General features: G+C 39.3%; 16 protein-coding genes. 10 read left to right on the top strand and 6 right to left on the bottom strand.

Annotation, left to right across the window (positions count from 1 at the left end; genetic code table 11):
- Positions 1-63 precede the first annotated feature (63 nt).
- From seqA to J3455_RS11350, 6 genes are all read left to right on the top strand, one after another.
- A complete protein-coding gene (gene seqA, locus J3455_RS11325; RefSeq protein ID WP_167657707.1) occupies positions 64-666 on the top strand; it encodes a replication initiation negative regulator SeqA in 603 nt (200 codons plus the stop codon).
- Positions 667-682: 16 nt separating this feature from the next.
- Positions 683-2320, top strand: coding sequence for a phosphoglucomutase (alpha-D-glucose-1,6-bisphosphate-dependent) (pgm, locus tag J3455_RS11330; RefSeq protein WP_167657706.1), 1638 nt, complete (start codon positions 683-685; stop codon positions 2318-2320).
- 79 nt (positions 2321-2399) lie between these two features.
- The gene (gene astE / locus J3455_RS11335) at positions 2400-3455 is read left to right on the top strand and encodes a succinylglutamate desuccinylase (protein ID WP_167657705.1); all 1056 of its coding nucleotides are present in this window, start codon (positions 2400-2402) and stop codon (positions 3453-3455) included.
- 269 nt (positions 3456-3724) lie between these two features.
- Positions 3725-4939: a thiamine pyrophosphate-dependent dehydrogenase E1 component subunit alpha gene (locus tag J3455_RS11340; protein WP_239978104.1), complete on the top strand. Its 1215-nt coding sequence runs from the start codon at positions 3725-3727 to the stop codon at positions 4937-4939.
- The gene (locus J3455_RS11345) at positions 4939-5916 is read left to right on the top strand and encodes an alpha-ketoacid dehydrogenase subunit beta (protein WP_130051548.1); all 978 of its coding nucleotides are present in this window, start codon (positions 4939-4941) and stop codon (positions 5914-5916) included. Before J3455_RS11340 ends, J3455_RS11345 begins: the two co-directional genes overlap by 1 nt.
- An 8-nt stretch (positions 5917-5924) precedes the next feature.
- Positions 5925-7496 carry a dihydrolipoyllysine-residue acetyltransferase gene (locus J3455_RS11350; protein WP_294087231.1) on the top strand — a complete coding sequence of 524 codons (1572 nt, stop codon included), beginning with the start codon at positions 5925-5927 and terminating at the stop codon, positions 7494-7496.
- 61 nt (positions 7497-7557) lie between these two features.
- On the opposite strand, the gene J3455_RS11355 is transcribed toward J3455_RS11350, so the two are convergent.
- Complete coding sequence (locus J3455_RS11355) at positions 7558-8730, bottom strand: putative manganese transporter (RefSeq protein ID WP_167657702.1); 1173 nt, start codon at positions 8728-8730, stop codon at positions 7558-7560.
- A gap of 71 nt (positions 8731-8801) precedes the next feature.
- Positions 8802-10427 (bottom strand): M28 family metallopeptidase, encoded by a 1626-nt coding sequence (locus J3455_RS11360; protein ID WP_239978073.1) that lies wholly within the window; start codon positions 10425-10427, stop codon positions 8802-8804.
- Positions 10428-10537: 110 nt separating this feature from the next.
- On the opposite strand from J3455_RS11360, the gene J3455_RS11365 reads away from it, so the two are divergent.
- The 4 genes from J3455_RS11365 to J3455_RS11380 all read left to right on the top strand — a co-directional run bounded on the left by J3455_RS11365 (position 10538) and on the right by J3455_RS11380 (position 16542).
- Entirely contained in the window at positions 10538-11350 is an 813-nt protein-coding gene (locus J3455_RS11365; protein ID WP_130051544.1) for a DUF3025 domain-containing protein, read from the top strand.
- Positions 11347-12135 (top strand): ABC transporter ATP-binding protein, encoded by a 789-nt coding sequence (locus tag J3455_RS11370; RefSeq protein WP_130051543.1) that lies wholly within the window; start codon positions 11347-11349, stop codon positions 12133-12135. The genes J3455_RS11365 and J3455_RS11370 overlap by 4 nt, the downstream gene beginning before the upstream one ends.
- Positions 12128-13336, top strand: coding sequence for an ABC transporter permease subunit (locus J3455_RS11375; protein ID WP_349561746.1), 1209 nt, complete (start codon positions 12128-12130; stop codon positions 13334-13336). The genes J3455_RS11370 and J3455_RS11375 overlap by 8 nt, the downstream gene beginning before the upstream one ends.
- 155 nt (positions 13337-13491) lie before the next feature.
- Positions 13492-16542 carry an ATP-binding protein gene (locus J3455_RS11380; RefSeq protein WP_349561747.1) on the top strand — a complete coding sequence of 1017 codons (3051 nt, stop codon included), beginning with the start codon at positions 13492-13494 and terminating at the stop codon, positions 16540-16542.
- Here J3455_RS11380 and J3455_RS11385 read toward each other — a convergent pair.
- The 4 genes from J3455_RS11385 to J3455_RS11400 all read right to left on the bottom strand — a co-directional run bounded on the left by J3455_RS11385 (position 16539) and on the right by J3455_RS11400 (position 20782).
- On the bottom strand, positions 16539-17372 hold the full coding sequence (locus J3455_RS11385) for a UDP-2,3-diacylglucosamine diphosphatase (RefSeq protein WP_286258295.1): 834 nt from the start codon (positions 17370-17372) through the stop codon (positions 16539-16541). The two genes, J3455_RS11380 and J3455_RS11385, sit on opposite strands and share 4 nt — an antisense overlap.
- A 182-nt stretch (positions 17373-17554) precedes the next feature.
- Positions 17555-19279, bottom strand: a complete 1725-nt coding sequence (locus J3455_RS11390) for a proline--tRNA ligase (protein ID WP_130051540.1) — start codon at positions 19277-19279, stop codon at positions 17555-17557.
- 126 nt (positions 19280-19405) lie between these two features.
- The gene (gene tsaA / locus J3455_RS11395; RefSeq protein WP_286258297.1) at positions 19406-20110 is read right to left on the bottom strand and encodes a tRNA (N6-threonylcarbamoyladenosine(37)-N6)-methyltransferase TrmO; all 705 of its coding nucleotides are present in this window, start codon (positions 20108-20110) and stop codon (positions 19406-19408) included.
- Between the two features lie 99 nt (positions 20111-20209).
- Complete coding sequence (locus tag J3455_RS11400) at positions 20210-20782, bottom strand: outer membrane beta-barrel protein (RefSeq protein ID WP_130051538.1); 573 nt, start codon at positions 20780-20782, stop codon at positions 20210-20212.
- Between the last annotated feature and the right edge of the window lie 145 nt (positions 20783-20927).

A 20927-nucleotide genomic window follows, 5' to 3' on the forward strand; every position in this document is an offset into this window, starting at 1 on the left:
GCTGCGAGCTTAGGTATAATCATTGAGAACTTTTAAAATGTGACCCGTAAAGACAGGAATAACATGAAAAAAATCGACATAGACGACGAGTTATATCAATACATTGCAAGCAACACGCAAAGTATTGGTGAAAGTGCATCAACCATTTTACGTCGTTTATTAAACCTCTCTGATGGCGCCAATGCCCCAGTTGAAACAACTACTAAAACTGAACAAGAACACCCAGTTGTTGAAGTAAAAGAAGAAGCAAAACAAGAATCAAGTCTCGAACCAAGCGACGAAAATGTTGACGAGGCTGCTGAAACTGTCACAGCATCGACACAAGTGAAAGGTAATGTGTTTAATGTATTAAACAAAGAAGAGCTAGCAATGCAAAAAGGTGTTGTTGGTCGATTCTTATTTATACTTGCTGCTTTATACAGAACGCATAAGAAAGATTTTGCTAACGTACTTGAAATTAAAGGCCGTGACCGTGTTTATTTTGCTACAAGCAAAGAAGCACTTCTTGAAAGCGGTAGCAGCATGAATCCAAAAAATATCACTGATACTGAGTATTGGGTGATGACAAATTCAAATACAACCAGAAAAAAAATGATGCTTCACGAAGTGGCACTGTGCTTAGGCTATAGCGCGGATGAAGCAGAAAAAATTCGTGATTACTTATAATCCATAAGGAAATAATATGGCGATTCATCCTGATGCAGGTAAACCTGCACCGCAATCAAGCTTAGTGAATGTACCAAAACTGATCTCGGCTTATTACTTAAATGAACCTGATCTGGAACAAAACCCAGAGCACTGTGTTGCTTTTGGTACTTCTGGCCATCGTGGTTGTTCGTTCGATGTAAAATTTAATGAATCGCATATTTTAGCGATCACACAAGCAATTTGTGATTACCGTAAAGAAAATAACATTTTTGGCCCACTATTCCTTGGTAAAGATACCCATGCATTGAGTGAAGCCGCTTTTAACTCTGCAATTGAAGTACTTGTTGCAAACGAAGTACAAGTCATCGCACAAGAAAATGATGATTACACACCAACTCCTGTAATCAGTCATGCTGTTGTTTGTCATAATAAAGAAAACCCAAATGAATTAGCAGATGGGATTGTTGTAACACCTTCACATAACCCGCCAGAAGACGGTGGCTTTAAATACAACCCACCAAACGGTGGCCCTGCTGACACTGATGTGACTAAATGGATTGAAGACAGAGCGAATCAATTACTTTTAGAAGATTTAGTTGAAGTAGAGTTATTCCCTTATGCTAAAGCATCACGCTCGGGCTTTATTAAGTACCAAGATTTAATTACACCATACGTAGATGATTTAGTTAACATCGTTAATTTAAAAGCAATCAGCGATGCAAAAATCAAAATAGGTGTGGATCCTTTAGGTGGTTCAGGTATCAATTTTTGGCCTGTAATTGCAGAAAAATATAATTTAGACATAACGGTCGTAAATAAGTCTGTTGATCCAACGTTCTCGTTCATGCCTTTAGATAAAGATGGCAAAATTCGTATGGATTGTTCATCTCCTTATGCAATGACTAACCTTATTGCGCTAAAAGATGACTATGATATCGGTATTGGAAATGACCCAGATTATGACCGTCACGGTATAGTGACACCTGATGGTTTAATGAACCCAAATCACTTTTTAGCAGTTGCAATTGACTATTTATTAAATAACCGTAACTGGTCAAAAGATGTTGCTATTGGCAAAACCCTAGTATCTAGCGGCATGATTGATAAAGTGGTTACTCGAAATAACCGTGCAGTAAAAGAAGTACCTGTAGGCTTTAAATGGTTTGTTGAAGGTCTAAGCAAAGGTACTCTCGCTTTTGGTGGTGAAGAAAGTGCAGGGGCGTCTTTTTTACGCTTCGATGGTACCGTGTGGAACACTGATAAAGATGGCTTTATTTTAGGCTTACTAGCTGCTGAGATTTTAGCGGTAACGGGTAAAACACCGTCACAGCTTTATAAAGAGCTTGAACAAGAGTTCGGTGCACCTATTTACAAGCGTATTGATGCTCCCGCTGATGCGCAGCAAAAATCACGTTTAAAAGCGTTATCAGCAGACGATGTAAAAGCAAACACGTTAGCAGGCGATACAATTACACAGAAGCTAACCCATGCACCGGGTAATAATGCGGCTATTGGTGGTTTGAAGGTTGTTACCGAAAACGGTTGGTTCGCTGCTCGTCCATCGGGCACTGAAGACATTTATAAAATTTACCTTGAATCATTCAAAGGTGAAGAGCATCTAGCATTATTAGAAAAAGAAGCGAAAAAGCTGGTTGATTCAGTAATTAGCTAAATTCTTTTTTACCCTTTAAAACGGCTGAGATTCTCAGCCGTTTTTGTATTCTACTCTCACGTATTTTTAGGATAGAACTATGAGCTATTCAACTCCTTCATATCTCCAAAAATTAAAAAGTACTGGCGACTTTTTAACACTAACCCGAAACAATGAATTTTCACTAGATTCTTGTGCTTTTAACCTTGAAAACGGCACTGATGTCACAGTTCACGATACTGGCATCATAGAGTTTCAACCAAAAGAGCAAACAAACAAAGATATTGTACTTTCGAGTGCGGTGCACGGTAACGAAACAGCACCAATTGAAATCTGTGACCAATTAATCAAGGCAATCATTACACAAGAACTTGTACTTAAACAGCGTGTATTGTTTATTTTTGGTAATCCAAAATCGATAAATATCGGTAAACGCTTTGTTGATGAAAACTTAAATCGTTTATTTAATGGTCATCACACTGTTGAGGGGGTTGATTCAAATCCTGAGCGAGTTCGTGCAAAGCTACTTGAAGATGTAGTTTCTGATTTCTTTGCAAGAGGCAACCAAGGTAGTGAACGTTTTCATTATGACCTGCATACTGCAATTCGAGGCTCTAAAAATGAAAAGTTCGCTGTGTATCCATTCTTACATGGTAAACCGTGGAAAAAATCACAGCTGCAATTCTTACTTAGCTGTGGTGTAAACACTGTATTAATGATGAAATCAGCGGCAACAACTTTTAGCTACTACTCATCGTTTGTACATGGTGCTGATTCATTTACCGTAGAGCTTGGTCAAGTAAAGCCATTTGGCGAAAATGATATGTCACGATTTGAGAAAACCAAACAAACATTAATTGCATTAATTAGTCAGGAAACTGTTAATTACAAAGAATTTAATGCAGGGGATTTTGAGTTGTTTTCAGTTTATAGAACAATAAACCGTACTTGCGAAGATTTTAGTTTCCCATTTGCTGATGATGTCGAAAATTTCACCGGTTTTGCAAAGGGGGATTTATTAGCAACTGATGGTCAGACCAGATATGAAGCGGAAGTGGACGGCGAAGCTATTATCTTCCCAAATGCTGATGTAGCCTTAGGTCAACGTGCTTTACTTACAGTTGTACCAATGCAAGTTGATAGCAACTTTATTTAAAATCTCTGCATTATCACCCACCGATTTTTGGTTAACTATATGACAATAAAGAATTTATTTCGTTGTATAGTTAACTTTCCATGCGTTTTTAGCCATTTATCACCTATTCGTCTATGATTAGTTGAATAACAACTTACGTTAACGTAAAGTGACGGCAGTTTAATTTAATTAGATTGAATATTACGCAAACTTTATCCTTACAGCTCATGCTGATAAAAATAGTAATAAGGGCAGTGGCGTAGGTTTCTGACAACGAAAGAAGGTAGGTTATGAGTAATCCAAATAACGTATCGCTAAACATTAATCATGAACTGTCATTTATTGATGGTCACGCATTAACGATCCCTACATTAAGCATTCTTAATGAGGAAGGCGACATCCACGAAGGTGCAACCGCACCCGATATCGACAAAGCAACAGCAATCCGTTTATACGAGACAATGCGTTTTATTAGAGCGCTTGATGAGCGTATGCAAGCAGCACAGCGTCAAGGTCGAGTTAGCTTTTACATGCAATGTTTAGGTGAAGAGGCTGCTGTAACGGCATCGGCTGCAGCGCTTGACCAAAATGACATGATCATGGCCCAGTACCGTGAACAAGCCGCTTTACGCTATCGTGGTTTTAGCCTAGACCAATTCATGAACCAAATGTTTTCAAACGAAAAAGATTTGGGTAAAGGTCGCCAAATGCCAATTCACTACGGCTCACGCGAACTCAACTATATGACCATTTCATCTCCGCTTGGTACGCAAATTCCGCAAGCAACAGGTTATGCGTATGGTCAAAAAGTTCGTCACATTGATGCCCAAACAGGTGAGTTGAACAGTACGATTGATAACATCACCATTTGTTATTTTGGCGAAGGTGCGGCATCTGAAGGTGATTTTCATGCTGGTTTAAATATGGCTGCAGTTCATGAAGCACCGGTTATCTTCTTTGCACGTAATAATGGCTATGCGATATCAACACCTGCAGATGAACAATTTAAAGGTGATGGTATTGCATCACGCGGTGTTGGCTATGGCATTAAAACAATTCGTGTTGACGGTGCTGATGCGCTTGCAGTTTATGCTGCAACGAAAAAAGCCCGTGAAATTGCTACTACCAAAGGTGAACCAGTTTTAATTGAATCGATTGCCTATCGTTTAGGTGCTCACTCAACCAGTGACGATCCTAGCGGCTACCGTACAAAAGACGAAGAAGCAAAACATAAAGGCTGTCCAATTGAGCGTTTCCGTAAGTGGTTATTAAAACAAGGTTGGTTAGACGAAGCGCAAGACGCAAAAGATAAAGAAACAATCCGTGAAGAAATCTTAGCGGCTCTTAAACGCGCTGAAAAAGTTGCAAAACCAGCATTAGAAGACCTTATTTCTGATGTTTATGATAAGCCAATTCCATCACTGCAAAAACAATACGAAGAATTAAAAGAGCACATTTTGCAGCATCCTGATGCTTATCCAACAACTGCAGGGAGATTAAAGTAATGGCTAAAATGAACATGCTTCATGCAATTAACTCTGCCCTTGATATCACCATGGCAGAGCATCCAAATGCATGTATTTTTGGTGAAGACGTTGGCTATTTTGGTGGTGTATTCCGTGCAACATCTGGCTTACAAGAAAAATATGGTAAGCACCGTGTGTTTAATACACCATTAACTGAGCAAGGTATTTTAGGTTTTGCTAATGGTCTAGCTGCTTTTGGTGCGCCTGCTTTAGCTGAAATTCAATTTGCAGATTATATTTTTCCTGCATTTGACCAAATCGTAAATGAATCTGCTAAATTCCGTTACCGTAGTGGTAATGAATTTAATGTAGGCAACCTAACAATTCGTACTCCTTATGGCGGTGGTATTGCGGGTGGTTTATATCATTCACAATCACCGGAAGCATATTTTGCTCATACACCGGGTTTGAAACTTGTTGTGCCACGTAACCCTTATCAAGCAAAAGGTTTGCTTCGTGCATCAATTAAAGATGATAACCCAGTTATTTTCTTTGAGCCAAAACGCTTATACCGTGCATCAACAGGTGAGGTACCAGAAGAGGATTACAGCATCGAGCTTGGTAAAGCAGAAGTCATTCAAGAAGGTACTGATGTTACTTTGCTTGCTTGGGGTGCACAAATGGAAATCGTTGAAGATGCCGCTAAAAAAGCAGCAGAGCAAGGAATTAGTTGTGAAGTCATCGACTTACGAACTATTTTACCGTGGGATGTTGAGACAATTGCTAAATCAGTAACCAAAACCGGTCGTTTAGTGGTTAGCCACGAAGCGCCAATCACAAATGGTTTTGGTGCAGAAATCGTTGCAACAATTCAACAAGAGTGTTTCTTACACCTTGAATCGCCAATTGCTCGAGTGTGTGGTTTAGATACGCCATACCCATTAGCACTTGAAAAAGAATATGTGCCAGATGCACTTAAAGTGCTTGCTGCGATTAAGCAATCTGTAGAGTTTTAGGAGTCAGTATGTCTAAAGATTTTATCTTGCCAGATATCGGCGAAGGCATCGTAGAATGTGAAATTGTTGAATGGTTAGTTGCAGAGGGCGATTCTGTAAAAGAAGATCAGCCAATTTGTGACGTCATGACCGACAAAGCGCTTGTGCAAATTCCAGCTGTCCATGATGGTGTGATCAGTAAGCTTTATTATGCAAAAGGTGATATTGCTAAAGTACATGCGCCATTATTTGCGATGGATGTTGATGGTGAAGCAGCTACGCAAAACGAAGAAGCTCAAGCTCCAGTTGAAGCAGCCGCACTACCTGAATCTGGTGAACATTTAGAAGATTTCATTTTACCTGACATCGGTGAAGGTATTGTTGAGTGTGAAATCGTTGAGTGGTTAGTCAGCGAAGGTGATGAAATCGTTGAAGACCAAGCTGTGTGTGATGTAATGACAGACAAAGCATTGGTTCAAATTCCGGCTAAATATACAGGTAAAGTTGAAAAGCTTTATTATAAGAAAGGCGATATTGCCGCTGTTCACAGTCCATTATTCCAAATGAGCATTGTAGGCCAAAACTCAGAGCCTGATGTAAGCTCTGCGGTAGTTAAAGCGCAAACAAATGCAGCGACTAAGCCAGCACAAAAGCCTGTGTCTGCATCAAATGAGACTAAACAACTTAATAAGAAAGCAGTTGCTTCACCAGCTGTTCGTCGTAAAGCACGTGAACTTGATGTAGATTTAACGCAAGTACCAGGCTCTGGTAAAAATGGCCGAATTTACAAGCAAGACATCGAAGATTTCTTGAACGAATCACCAAGCCAAGCAGTAACACAACAAGCTGCTCCTAAAGCGGCAGAGCCTGTAAAAACTGCAGCATCCACGGCTGGTGGTAGTCATGTTGAGCCTATTAAAGGCATTAAAGCGGCAATGGCTAAGCAAATGGTTGCGTCAGTATCGACAATTCCTCATTTTACTTTTTGTGATGAAATTGACCTGACAAAATTGATTGCTATGCGAAGCGAACTTAAAGAGCAGTATAAGCAACAGGGCGTTAAGTTAACTATGATGCCATTCTTTATCAAGGCTCTATCGCTTGCAATGAAGCAGTTCCCAGTACTTAACTCACAAGTGAATGATGATTGTAGTGAGCTGACTTATTTTGACGACCATAACATTGGTATGGCGGTTGATTCTAAGATTGGCTTATTAGTACCAAATGTTAAAGCATGTCAGTCAAAGAGTATTGTTGATGTTGCAAATGAAGTTACGCGCTTAACTGAAGCAGCACGGGATGGACGTGTATCACCAGATGATTTAAAAGGAGGTACAATTAGTATCTCTAACATTGGTGCTATTGGCGGCACAATTGCAACCCCGATCATCAATAAACCAGAAGTGGCCATTGTTGCATTAGGTAAGTTACAACATTTACCTCGTTTTGACGAACAGGGTAATGTGGTTTCAGCAGCCATTATGCAAGTAAGCTGGTCTGGCGACCATCGAGTGATTGATGGCGGAACAATTGCCCGCTTCAATAACTTGTGGAAGTCTTATTTAGAAGATCCTGCAAAAATGATGATGGCTATGAGCTAACATTATTAATAAATAAAAAACCAGCCTCGGCTGGTTTTTTTTATAGTATTTAATTTATATTTTAAAGACCGTAATAGTACAATCCATAACCGAGTAACAGCGCAGGTATTGTTGAATAGACTGTCGCCATTAAAGCTGCTTTTGGTGCTAATGCGATGGCTGGGAAGAGAGCATCGCCATCATTTGATATTGCATTTGCTGCCATCGCACTAAATGGGATAATGCCTTGAATATAAAGTGTCATTACGACAATTTGCGGCCCACAGCCTGGTAACAAACCTATTGCTACAGCTACCAAGGGAGCAAGATAAGCATATTCAGAAAACCATGCTTTTAAATCAACACCTAGCAAATTAACTAAAACTTCAAATAGCATGAAACTGGCGACAACCCATGCTGTAACAAAGTGCGTGTCCATTAACACTTTCGTGAGCTTTGAAGGTGGATTGCATGGAGCTTCTTCGCTGGTCACTTGTTTATAACTGCTGCCTTTAGATGAAAGAGCCCATACAACTACAATAAATAGCGCCATGATTGAACCAAATAAGGTAATGCCATGATTAATACCATTACCAAATACGCTAAGGTCGGTATTGGTGGCAATAACAATAGCAACAATCAAGCTTGGCATTAAGGCAAATTTCCAAACCGGGCGGCTAAATATTAAAGCTTTTGGTTGGCATTGAGGTTGTTCGCTGAAGTCACTGGCCTGCGTAGGTTGAAACTTATCTGATTTATGAAATGTATTAACCACCTGTCCGCTAATTACGCCTACACTAACACCGATTACCATCATTAATAACCCATCAAGAGGGCGGGTTGCTAATAACAAAAATGCAGCATCCCCCATGGTTGCTGTTAATACTGCGACCACAGAGCCAAAGCTAGCTTGTTTTTTGGTAAATTGGGTAACTACAATAATGGCACCTCCACAGCCAGGTAAAGCACCTAAGATTGACGCAAAACCGATTTCTAGGATGCCTGATTTAGCTCGTAAATAGCTGAGCTGTAATTGAGGTAGCCGATCAATCAAGTAGTAATAGATTAATAAAGTGGCTGCAACAAACACAGATACTTGAAAAAAAGCATCACTTAACGCTTGGAGGGTAAACTCACGGCTTGCTGGTATTGCCAAAGAAATTAACAATAATAGGGGTAAAAATAAGCGTTTATTGTCCGTAATATAACACCTCGCTTTATGGGTGGAATACCTCGTTTGTGTTAATGAGAGCATACAGTGCAACCTAAAAATTAATCAGGTTACACTGTATTACCGATTTAAATGAAAATCAATCTCATTTGCATCTATTTGCGTTGAAACTCAGAGCTCGCATTCCAGGTCGGCCATTCTTTACGCTCTGAAATATCAAAACCTACTTGATAGAATAACTGAAGATCCTGAACGGCACCTGATAAATCCCATTCATCACGGTAACGATCGCAAGGCTGATGGTAACAACCGCGAAGAACTAAGCTCATACGCTTACGGTAATTTGCAGTTTCTTCATCAAGGGCTTCACTGCCGCCGCCAGCATACATTGCTGGTACACCCATGTTTGCAAATGCAAAGTGATCAGAACGATAGTAACCACCCGAAGACGGTTTAGGATCGCCAGATACAGTTCGGCCTTGTGCTTTAGCAGCTGTTTCTAACAAGCTATCCATTTCTGATTTGCCGATACCAACAACACTGATATCTTTCACTTTACCTAATAGATTTAAGCTATCCATGTTGATGTTTGCAACAGTTTGAGAAGCTGGGATCACTGGGTTTGCAGCGTAATATTTTGATCCAAGTAGACCTTGTTCTTCAGCGGTTACTGCTAAGAAAGTCATTGAGCGGCTAGGGTGCTCAGGAAGGCTAGCAAATGCTTCTGCAACTTCAATTAAGCCTGCAGTACCTGTCGCGTTATCGTGGGCACCATTATAAATTTGGTCACCTTTACGTGTTTTATCTGTACCAAGGTGATCCCAATGAGCTGAGTAAATGATGTGCTCGTCTGGCTTTTCGCTGCCAGGTAACGTTGCAATGAAGTTATATGAAATTGACTTTTTAATCGTGTTATTTACTTCAACGCTAGCTGTTAGGTCGCCCATATCAATATGGTAAGCACCTTTTGCAGCATTTGCTTTCATAGTATCGAAATCTAAACCTGCTTTTGTGAATAGCTCTTTGGCAACATCAGTTGTTACCCAGCCTTCAACAGCAACACGATCCATGTTGTTATTTTCTTTTTGGAAACCAAATTGCTCACCGCTCCAAGAGTTTTCAACAACTGACCATGGGTAAGAAGCTGGTGCTGTTTCGTGGATAATAATTGCACCAGCTGCACCTTGACGACTTGCTTCTTCATATTTGTATGTCCAGCGACCATAATAAGTCATGGCATCGCCAGTAAATAAATCTGGGTTTTTAGTCGCATAACCTGGATCATTAACTAGCATTACAACTGTTTTGCCTTTTACGTCTAAGCCTTCGTAGTCGTTCCAGTTGTACTCTGGCGCATTTACACCATAACCAACAAATACTAATTCAGAATCTTTAATGCTTTGTTTAGCACTAATACGGCTACTACCCATTACCATATCTTTTTTATACTGATAATCTTTGCCGCCAATGGTTAGTACCATGTTTGAGTCTGCTTCAAGTGAAACAAGCGGTACTTCTTGTAAGAAGCTATCACCGTTACCAGGCTCAAAACCCAATGCTTTAAATTGGTCAGTTAAATAGGCAAGCGTTAGCTCTTCACCTTTCGATGATGGTGCACGGCCGCCGAATTCATCAGAAGCTAACACTTTAATGTGCTCTGCTAGTTGCTCTGAGTTGATGCTTTGATAGGCTTTTTCTACATCACCTGATGTGATACTTGTTGAAGCACAGCCTGCAAGAATGGTACTTGCAAGTACTGTCATTGGAAAATAGCGTTTCATAATAGCTCTTTTTTTGTTTTATGGTGGCATTAGTATATGAGGTTCTATTAATGAGAACCAGTTTTTACGGTAAACTACCCACAATACATCAAGAAGTTAAAAAATAAGCAATGAAACGATTTAGCGCACCAGAGCAATGGTCAACACAATACCTTACAACCGGTGCATTTAGTGACCTAGCAACGCTGTTTAATATTGACAAATTATCGAATTGGCCGTCTTGTGACTGGTTTAATCAATATTTAAATGCCAAAACAACACAAGGCACAGTAATAAGCTTTGTAGAGGATGAAAAATTTGCCGACGAAACTCGTTATTATGAGCAAATTATTTATGAAACAGGGCAAGTACCAACAAGACAACAAAATTGGCACGACCTTTTTGGTGGATTTATTTGGTGTTTATTTCCAAAAACAAAAGCACTGATAAATCATCAACATATCGAAGAAATTAAACTGCATGGTCTAAAAGAGCGCAGTAAACACCGTAATGCTCTCACCTTATTCGACGAATGTGGTGTAGTACTGGCAATTACCGAACAAAGTTGGCAACAACAATTACGCGATCATCAATGGCATCAAGCATTTGTTACACAACGTGAGCAGTGGGGTAAAAATATTCGCCCGTTCATGTTCGGCCATGCTAACTACGAGATGCTCACTCAGCCTTATATAGGTTTAACAGGGAAAGCATTATTTGTAATTGTACCCAATGACATATTTTGTAAAGATTTAAGCGAGCAATATGCGTATCTAGATCAACGTCTTTATGAGATGATTAAAGTAGATGATTGTTTACGTGATAATAAGAATTTATCTCCATTACCCTTGTTAGGTGTACCAGGGTGGTGGACTGAAAATGAAAATCCAGAATTTTACAGTAACACTGATTACTTTAGACCTAAACGAAGGAAACGCACATGATTGAAGTTGCAGGGCTTAAAAAGAAATTTAAGCTAACAAAAGATCATAAAAAAAATAAAACGGACAATGTAGACCCCCGCGAAGATAAAGAGTTTTTCCATTCTGTAAGAGACGTCAGCTTTAAATGTAATAAAGGTGAAGTGCTCGGCTTACTCGGCCCAAATGGTGCAGGTAAAACAACGACCCTTAGAATGATTTCAACAGCATTAAAACCAGATGAAGGCAGTATCACCATCTCTGGTCACGATATTGTTAAAAAGCCATTAGTTGGCCGCAAATCAATTGGTTTTCTATCTGGTAGCACTGGCTTATATGGGCGTTTAACGGTTAAAGAAAACGTAGAATATTTTGCCCGTTTACATGGCATGAGTAAAAAGGCGGTAGCGGCACGTTGTGATGAACTATTCAGCTTACTTGATATGCACAACTTCATTGATAAGCGTGCCGAAAACCTTTCCACAGGTATGAAGCAAAAAGCCAATATTGCTCGCGCTGTTGTTCATCATCCTGACGTGGTAATTCTCGATGAACCAACGACAGGTTTAGACATTATGACCACGCAAACTGTAATTAGCTTTATTCGTGGCCTTAAAGAGCAAGGTACTCCAGTCATTTTTTCAACTCACCATCTAGATGAAGTTGCATTACTTTGTGATCGCGTTGCAGTTATAAATCAAGGTATTAGTTGCTTTGATGGCACATTAGAACAGTTTAAACAAACTGGTCAAAGTGAGGAATTAAATCAAGCGTTTATGAATATTTTAACGGAGAGTCGTGATGTTTGAAGTATTTAAAAAGGAATTAAAAGAGCTGTTACGTGACCGTAAAACATTGATATTCGTTGTCGCACTGCCAGTTGCTATTTTCCCTCTTTTATTTGCTGTGATGGCATTTATTAGTTCACAAGCAGCACTCGAAGCTGAGCAAGAAGTGCATACTTACGCCATTATTAATGGTAATTACGCGCAAGAATTTACAGATAAGGTGTTTTATCATAAGAGCTTTGCATTATATAAAGGCGACGAAACCTTTAATACGGTAGAAGATCTCACTAAAGCGGTTAAAGCGGGTACCATCGATATGGGTATCTATTTACCTTCAGACGCTGAGCAAACACTCGATAACGCTAAACAAAGTGAGTGGCAAGTTGTGTATAACGACGCTAAGGCGATTAACTTCTTATTTGACCGCGTTAAAGAACTTGCAAAAGAGTATGGTGATAAACTGCGTACTACTAAACTGTTAAGCTTTGGCGTATCAGAGCAGCAACAAGCCGCGATTATCGAGCCAATTAAAGTTGTTAAGGTCGATACTGCAGATAAACGTGAAAATCTGGGTGAAAAAATTGGCGGGTTTATTCCTTATCTACTTATTCCTCTCGTATTGATGGGCGCAACGTACCCTGCTATTGATTTAGGGGCTGGTGAAAAAGAGCGCGGTACACTCGAAACCCTTCTACTTACACCAATCACGCGCACACAGCTAGTGTTAGGTAAGTTTGTAACCTTGCTGGCTTCTTCAATTGCGACAACCACTATTACAGTTCTTAGTATGGGTGTGTGGATATCGGTGGCCATTGCTTTTGTAGATTTAGCGGTTGTTAAAAACGCATTTAGCTCTTTAACTGTGTTAGATTTAGGGCTGATTTTTGTGTTGTTATTGCCTATTGCTGCAATCTTCTCATCATTAGCATTGGCTATTTCAATTTATGCGCGAACTTTTAAAGAAGCACAGAACTATATGGCTCCGCTAAGCATGGGTGTAATTTTTCCAATTATGATTGCGTTGATGCCGAATGTTGAGCTTACGAGCAAATCAGCCTTTATTCCTGTAACAAATGTAGCTTTGGCAATCAAAGAAATCATTAAAGGCACAGTCGATTACACACTAGTGGGTTTAATTTTCCTAGCAACAGTCATTGTGGCAGGGGCACTATTAGCATTTTGTGTTAAATGGTTTAATAAAGAAGATGTCTTATTTAGATAAGAATTTATTGATTTTACCTAATAATAAAGCACCAATTTGGTGCTTTATTTGTATATAGAACAGGCTAACTCCTTACTAATCCTTATTAACTAAAATTTTTTCTGTATACTCCACTTTAGTTATCATTCTCTCCTATACTCTAAAGCAGAGTAGCAATGAAGGCTTTCGATTCAATGGATTCTGGACATTCAGCGCATTTCTTCCAACGTAATAAACTACCAATACTAGCAATTTGTATACTCTTGATATTGGGCAGTATTGTTACAGTAAAATATGAATATGATCTTCGAGAAGAGGTATTTAGCCGCGCACTTGAACAGATGCAGCGAGAACTAGATAGAAAACAAAGTGTGTTTAAAACAAGTCTAAGAGAGAATGTTTCAGCCCTTAATTTCTTAGATTCCACCCCACCAGTACTCGCTATAATGCGTTCCACTAATGATAAACAGGTAGATCCGGTTTTAGGCACGCCTATTTCTGCTTGGAAATACCGCCTCGCAAAAATCTTTAGTGGTTTTATGACTACAGATAAAGAATTAGCGCAGGCGCGATATATTTATATTGCAGACAATGGCAAAGAAGTTGTTCGTGTTGATAATGTCAACGATCAGGTTATTAGAATTAGTGAAGAAAACTTACAGCATAAAGGCCATCGTGATTATATGCGAGTTGCTGCAGAGCTAGAAGATGGTCAAGTTTATATATCACCAATTAACTACAACCGTGAAAATGGACGATTACAACAGCCTTACGTTAGCACATATAGGATTGCTAAACTTGTAAAAGACACTGAAGGTAAGCCGTTTGCTGTTTTGATCCTAAACTATAATGCCGAAGACCTTATCAATAAGTTAACAAGTAATACTGCTAAAAAGCTATCTGTGTATCTTTTAAATGCTCAGCAGCAATTTATTTATCACCCAAAGGAGTCGTATCGCTTTAGTTTTGAGTTGGACGACCCTCATTATTGGTCTGAAGAATTCAGTATCGATCAACAAATGAATGCCAATGATTTTTTTGATGTAATGAATCTTCCTGAAAAATTATATGCTCAGAAAACTATTGAGTTTGAAAATGACATTCACATGCAGCCATTGACTCTGGCTGTTTCTATAAAAACCGAGATACTCCTGCAAGAAATCAATCAAAAACGTATGAGGTTTATAAGCACTTTATGTTTAATGATTATTTCTGTATTAATACTATTTACTATCTATCAACGCGATATTAATAGAAAAATTGAGCTGAGTTTTCTAAAAGAAAAGAATAGTAAAATCATAGAAAACTCGACAGATGCTATCATTATGGTTCAGCCAAATGGAGTTATTTGCAATGCCAATGAAACAGCAAAAACGTATTTTGGTATCACCGAGCATTCAACCCACTTTGATACATTGTTTGATTATAATGAAGAAGATTTTCAAGGGGTTGGCGAAGCGATAAAAAAAGGGCAACGATCTACGTTTGAAGCTGTGCACATTAATGAACAAAACACACATTATTTTTCGATCACAATGACACCTGTCTATGATGCTGCAAAACAACAATATCAAATAGCGGCCATACTTCGTAATATTGATTCACTTAAGTGTGCTCAACATCAACTTGAAAAGCTTAATACTACATTAGAAGAAAAAGTGAAAAGTCGCACAGCAGAGCTTGAAAAAGCCACCGAAGAAGCTCTTGCAGCAAGTAAAGCTAAAAGTGAATTTGTAGCTAATATCTCACATGAAATCCGCACCCCGATGAATGGGGTACTTGGTATGCTGGAAATGCTCGAAGAAGAGCCTTTATCTACTCAGCAAATGCAATACTTACATTATGCAAATACCAGTGCCAACTCATTGATGACACTGATCAATGACATTCTCGATTTTTCTAAAATTGAAGCTGGTAAACTTGATTTAGATAGTCATGAGTTTGATGTTGTTTCAGTGTGCAGTGATTTAATAACATCGATGGCCGTTCAAGGTCAGAAAAAAGGCATTGAAATACTGTTCGATGCTCATGCTATTACTAAGCGTACTGTAATGGGTGATAGCCACCGCTTAAAACAAATTCTCAATAATTTACTCAGTAACGCATTTAAGTTTACACATAAAGGTCATGTAAGCTTAACGGTTAAGGAACAGCTGCATTCAGACAATACGCTTTGCCTAAGCTTCGTTGTTGAAGATACAGGTATTGGTATTTCGAAAGCAAACCAAAGTAAATTGTTTGAAGTGTTTACCCAAGAGGACTCAAGTACAACACGGCATTATGGTGGGAGTGGTTTAGGGCTTTCAATAAGCCGAAAACTCGCTCAGTTGATGGGTGGTGATATTATCGTTGAAAGTGAAAAAGGAAAGGGCAGCCGCTTTTGGGCAAGTATTTGTGTATCGATAAGTGAGTCATCAAAAGTGCCGCATCAAAGCAATGTACTGAATGATAAACAAGTAGGCTGTGCAATTCATTATGAATTACTGGCTAACAATGTTGAGCTGCAACTAGCGACACTAGGCCAGAGTCATAAAATAACGCATTTAACTGATGTTTCTGAAACTGATTTTAATGAGTTAGATTTACTTATCATTGATCATAAACATCCAGAACTAAACAATGTGTTGAGTTTTGCAAATCGCTATCCCGACACCTGTGTATTAATTTTAGGTGTTATGACATCACTTAAACAAAAAGAAACATTACCGAGCAATTGTACTGTTATTGCAAAACCTGTCACTCCTGATGAATTAGCCTATAAACTCGCGGTTTTATTTAATGACAATGATTCTGTTATTGAGCGTAAAAATACAGATACTAAAGAAATTATTGAGCTTGATTTAACATCTCGTTCAGTGCTTATCGTCGACGATAACATGATTAATATAGAAGTGAGCAAAGCCATTTTAAGAGATAGCCATGTTCATATTGAATCAGCCAGCGATGGTCTTGAAGCAATTGAGGTATTGAATAACAGCGAAACTCAATTTGACCTGATCTTAATGGATTGCCAAATGCCAAACTTAAATGGTTATGACTGTACTAAAGCTATCAGACAGGGCAAAACAGGTGATAAATACCAAGATGTCGTGATCATTGCCATGACAGCAAGTGCAATGGCGGGTGATAGAGAAAAATGCCTGAGTGTTGGCATGAATGACTATATCACCAAGCCAATTAAACAAGCCACATTGCGCAAAAAGCTATCAATGTGGCTGAAGTCTTAAGCTGCATCTTGGTTTTTATTAAACGCAGCTTTTGGTGTTAGTTTACTAATATCAGCAGAGTGAATCACTTTTTGTGTTTCACTCCAGTGCAGTAATTCAATACGCCCAGAGCTGTTTTCTACTAATGCAGTGCAGTTTTCAATCCAGTCGCCATCATTGCAATACAAAATTCCATCAACCACTTTAACGGCTGGGTGATGAATGTGCCCGCAAATGATGCCATCGACGACTTGTTTTTTTGCTTCGTGGATGGCCGCTTTTTCAAATGCATCAATTGCTTCACGTGCTTTATGCACTCGTGCTTTGATCCAAGAGGCTAATGACCAATAATTACCGCCAAATAAACGGCGAATGCGATTAGTCCAGCGATTTAAAAATAGTAAAAAGTCGTATCCTGCATCGCCTGCAATGCTTATTAATTTGTTGTAGCGAGTTGCTGAGTCAAAATCGTCGCCATGTAAAAGTAAAAACCGTTTGTTGGCTTTAGTGGTATGAATATATTGTTTATGTACTTCTATACCGAATAATGAATCATTAGCATAATGGCGAAATGTTTCGTCGTGGTTACCCGGTATATAGATCACTCGTGTTCCATCTTTCGCTTTTTGTTGAATAAGCGCTAACACATCATAATGACTAGAATGCCAAAAAAACTGTCGTTTCATTGACCATAAATCGACAATATCACCGACCAAATACAACACATCGCATTCAATCGCATTTAAAAAGTCTAGTAAATACTGCGCTTGGCAGTCTTTATAACCTAAGTGAACGTCGGAAATCCAAACGGCAGGATAGTGGGTTTTACTACTGCAAGTGGTGTTATTCATGGCATTTACTCATGGTGTAATAAAGTAAATGCTAGGTAGAATCAATGACAGTTAAAAGACGCTTTAGCGAAATATCTATGACAATTAATACCAACCCGCAATAATACTTAATTAAGCGAATTGGTAAAATAAAACAAAAAAACCGCCGAAGCGGTTTTTTATATTTTGTAGAGCTGACTTAATTAGCCTTTAACAAGTGCTGCAATTTCGGAAGCGGCACTATCTAAATCAAGCATTAGCTTTTCGCCAGTATGGCGGTTTTTAAGCTCAACCTTGTTTTCATCAAGGTTACGCTCACCAATAACTAATGTGAAAGGCACACCTAGTAACTCCATGTCGTTGAACATTACACCAGGGCGCTCTTTACGGTCATCAAATAACACATCTAAACCGGCATCTTTCAAACCTTTGTAAAGGTTATCTGCAATATCAGGAATACGATGAGACTTATGCATGTTCATAGGTACGATAGCTAAATCAAATGGCGCGATAGGTTGCGGCCATTTAATACCGTATTGGTCGTTGTTTTGCTCAATAGCGGCAGCCACGATACGTGATACACCAATACCGTAACAACCCATTGTCATTACTTGGTTTTTACCTGTTTCACTCAAAACGCCTGCTTTCATTGCTTCTGAGTACTTAGTACCAAGTTGGAAAATATGACCTACTTCAATACCACGTTTGATTTGCAGTGAACCTTGACCACATGGGCTTGGGTCGCCTTCAACGATATTACGGATATCAGCCACTTCGTAGTTTTCTACATCGCGATCCCAATTGATACCACTGAAATGTTCACCATCTTTATTAGCACCAGCTACAAAGTCAGCCATTACGTTAGCTGTGCGATCAACAATAATTGGCATTGATAGACCGACAGGGCCTAAAGAGCCAGGTTTTGCACCAATCGCTGCAACGATGTCTTCTTCTTTTGCCATTTCAAGCGGTGAGTCTACAAGCGGATGTTTCTCAGCTTTTAACTCGTTTAATTCATGGTCGCCACGTAATACAAGGGCAACTAAACCACGTTGTTCGTTTTCATCTGGTGCGCCATACACGATTAATGTTTTAACGCCTCGATGAGGTTTAACACCATAGTGCTCTTTAAGCTCAGCAATTGATTTTGCATCAGGCGTTGGGAACGCTTTTAACTCTTTACTTGCAGCTGGGCGCTCTTCAGTCGGTGCTAATGCTTCTGCTTTTTCGATATTTGCAGCGTAATCACTTGCATCACTAAATGCGATTGCATCTTCGCCTGACTCTGCAAGGACATGGAACTCGTGTGATACGCTACCACCAATAGAACCTGTATCTGCAATAACAGGGCGATAATCAAGACCAAGACGCTCAAAAATGTTACAGTATGCTTTGTGCATTACTTGGTAGGTTTTCTCTAAACACTCATCACTTAAGTGGAAAGAGTAAGCATCTTTCATTGTAAATTCACGAGCACGCATTACACCAAAACGAGGGCGAACTTCGTCACGTACTTTTGTTTGTACTTGGTAAAGAGTAAGCGGTAATTGCTTATAAGAGCTGACTTCTTTACGAACAAAATCTGTGATCACTTCTTCATGAGTTGGACCTAGCGCAAATGGACGATTGTGGCGATCAGTAATGCGTAGCAATTCAGGTCCAAACTGTTCCCAACGGCCAGACTCTTCCCAAAGATCAGCAGGTTGGATAATAGGCATTAACATTTCGATAGCGCCGGCTTTATCCATTTCTTCACGTACAATGTTTTCTACTTTTTTAAGTACGCGTAGTCCAGAGGGCAACCATGTATACAAACCCGACGCAACGCGGCGGATCATGCCTGCTCGTAGCATTAATTGATGAGAAACAATTTCTGCATCAGACGGAGTTTCTTTAAGTGTTGCGAGTATATATTGACTGGTACGCATCTCTATTCCAAGTAGTGTTAAAATTATTATCGTTTACTCAAGACGTTTGAGTAATAACAAGCTGCTAAGTTTACCAGTGGAAGCACTGACACTGAAGCGCTATGTGTTAAAAAAAGTGTTAAAAAACTAGCATTTTTCAATGCTGGTCACTGTATTATGATTATCCTGAACATGCCACCTAATATTAAAATCATATAAGGTCATACCGTAGCTTTGCTCTGAGTCACGTTGCTTTTTGTATGCAGGGCGAGGATCTTGCTTTAATACATTGCCTATAAAGGCTTTTAATTCAGGTTGTTCGGTTTGTTTTTCGATAAACGCAAGAGCTTCATCACTAAACTCGACACTCATATCTGTTTCTGGTCGGGTATCGGCAAAACCAGCGGTGGCGTCGGTCATTGCATCTGAATACGGCAGGTAAGGCTTAATGTCCAAAATTGGTGTGCCATCGAGTAAATCAATACCTGATAGTAATAAGCTTAACTGACCATTTTTATACTCGATACCTTCAAGTTTTACAGCACTCATACCAATTGCATTTGGGCGGAAGGTGGCACGTGTTGCAAATACGCCTTTTCGTTCGTTACCGCCAAGGCGAGGGGGTCTAACCATTGCTGAGTAGCCTTTATCAGCGGTTTCATGAAATCTGAATAATAACCAAATATGGCTGAATTCATCGAGACCACGTACAAACTCTTCACGATTAAAATCGCTACTAAATACTAGCTTTGCTTTAGCTTCAGGAACTAAGCGAGGTTGGCGAGGTATAGCAAACTTTTGTTTGTATGGAGATTGAATGTGGCCGACGGCGGTTAATTGGTATTCGCTCATTGTGCATTGTCGTTATGAAAATCTGCCGACATTTTACATGCAAACACAAAAAAAGGCAGTCGAGACTGCCTTTTAAATATTTAGACTGTATAGTCTAAATTAAAACATGTATTGGAATGATACAGACGCTACATCCATATCTGGGTCAATATCATCTTCTAACTTATAGCGCTCATATTCTAAACGTACTTGCACGTTTGTTGTAAAAGCATACTCAATACCTGCACCATAAAATACATCGCCGCCATCTGTGTCAGCACTAATGCTGCCAAGCTCGCCTAGATCTTGCTCAATTTCAGCGTCCCACTCTAGCCAACCACCTTTAGCATAAACAGAAAAGTTATCAGTAATTGGTGCTGCTAAGCGTGCCGCAAGAGAAACACCGTCAATTTCAGCTTTAGAATCAATATCACTTACTTCATCAAAATTTTGGTATGCAAGTTCAAGGCTAAGATACTTATTAAACTGAGTACCAATATAACCTTTTAGCATTTGCGAGTCGTCATCGAAGTCAGTGTCATTTTCACTATCTTCAAACTCGAAAGAATATTGGCCATAGCCGATACCGGTATAAATACGCGGAGAATCCATTTCGGTAATATCTGCATGTGCTGCATTGTTAAAACCCAGTAGTGCTAAAGAAAGTGCAGAAATTGAAATTGCTTTAATCATTTAATAGCTCCTTTATAAAATAAATAAACGAATGTTTCGCGTCATTCACAAGGAGTGTTGCAATGACAATGCCAACGCAAAAATAAAGCCTAAAGTATTGTTTTTAGGCTTTATTAAGCGTTTTTTTGAACAGGTTGTTGAAACT

The organism is Pseudoalteromonas sp. NFXS39 (assembly GCF_040148775.1).
Taxonomy (GTDB): Bacteria; Pseudomonadota; Gammaproteobacteria; order Enterobacterales; family Alteromonadaceae; genus Pseudoalteromonas; species Pseudoalteromonas apostichopi.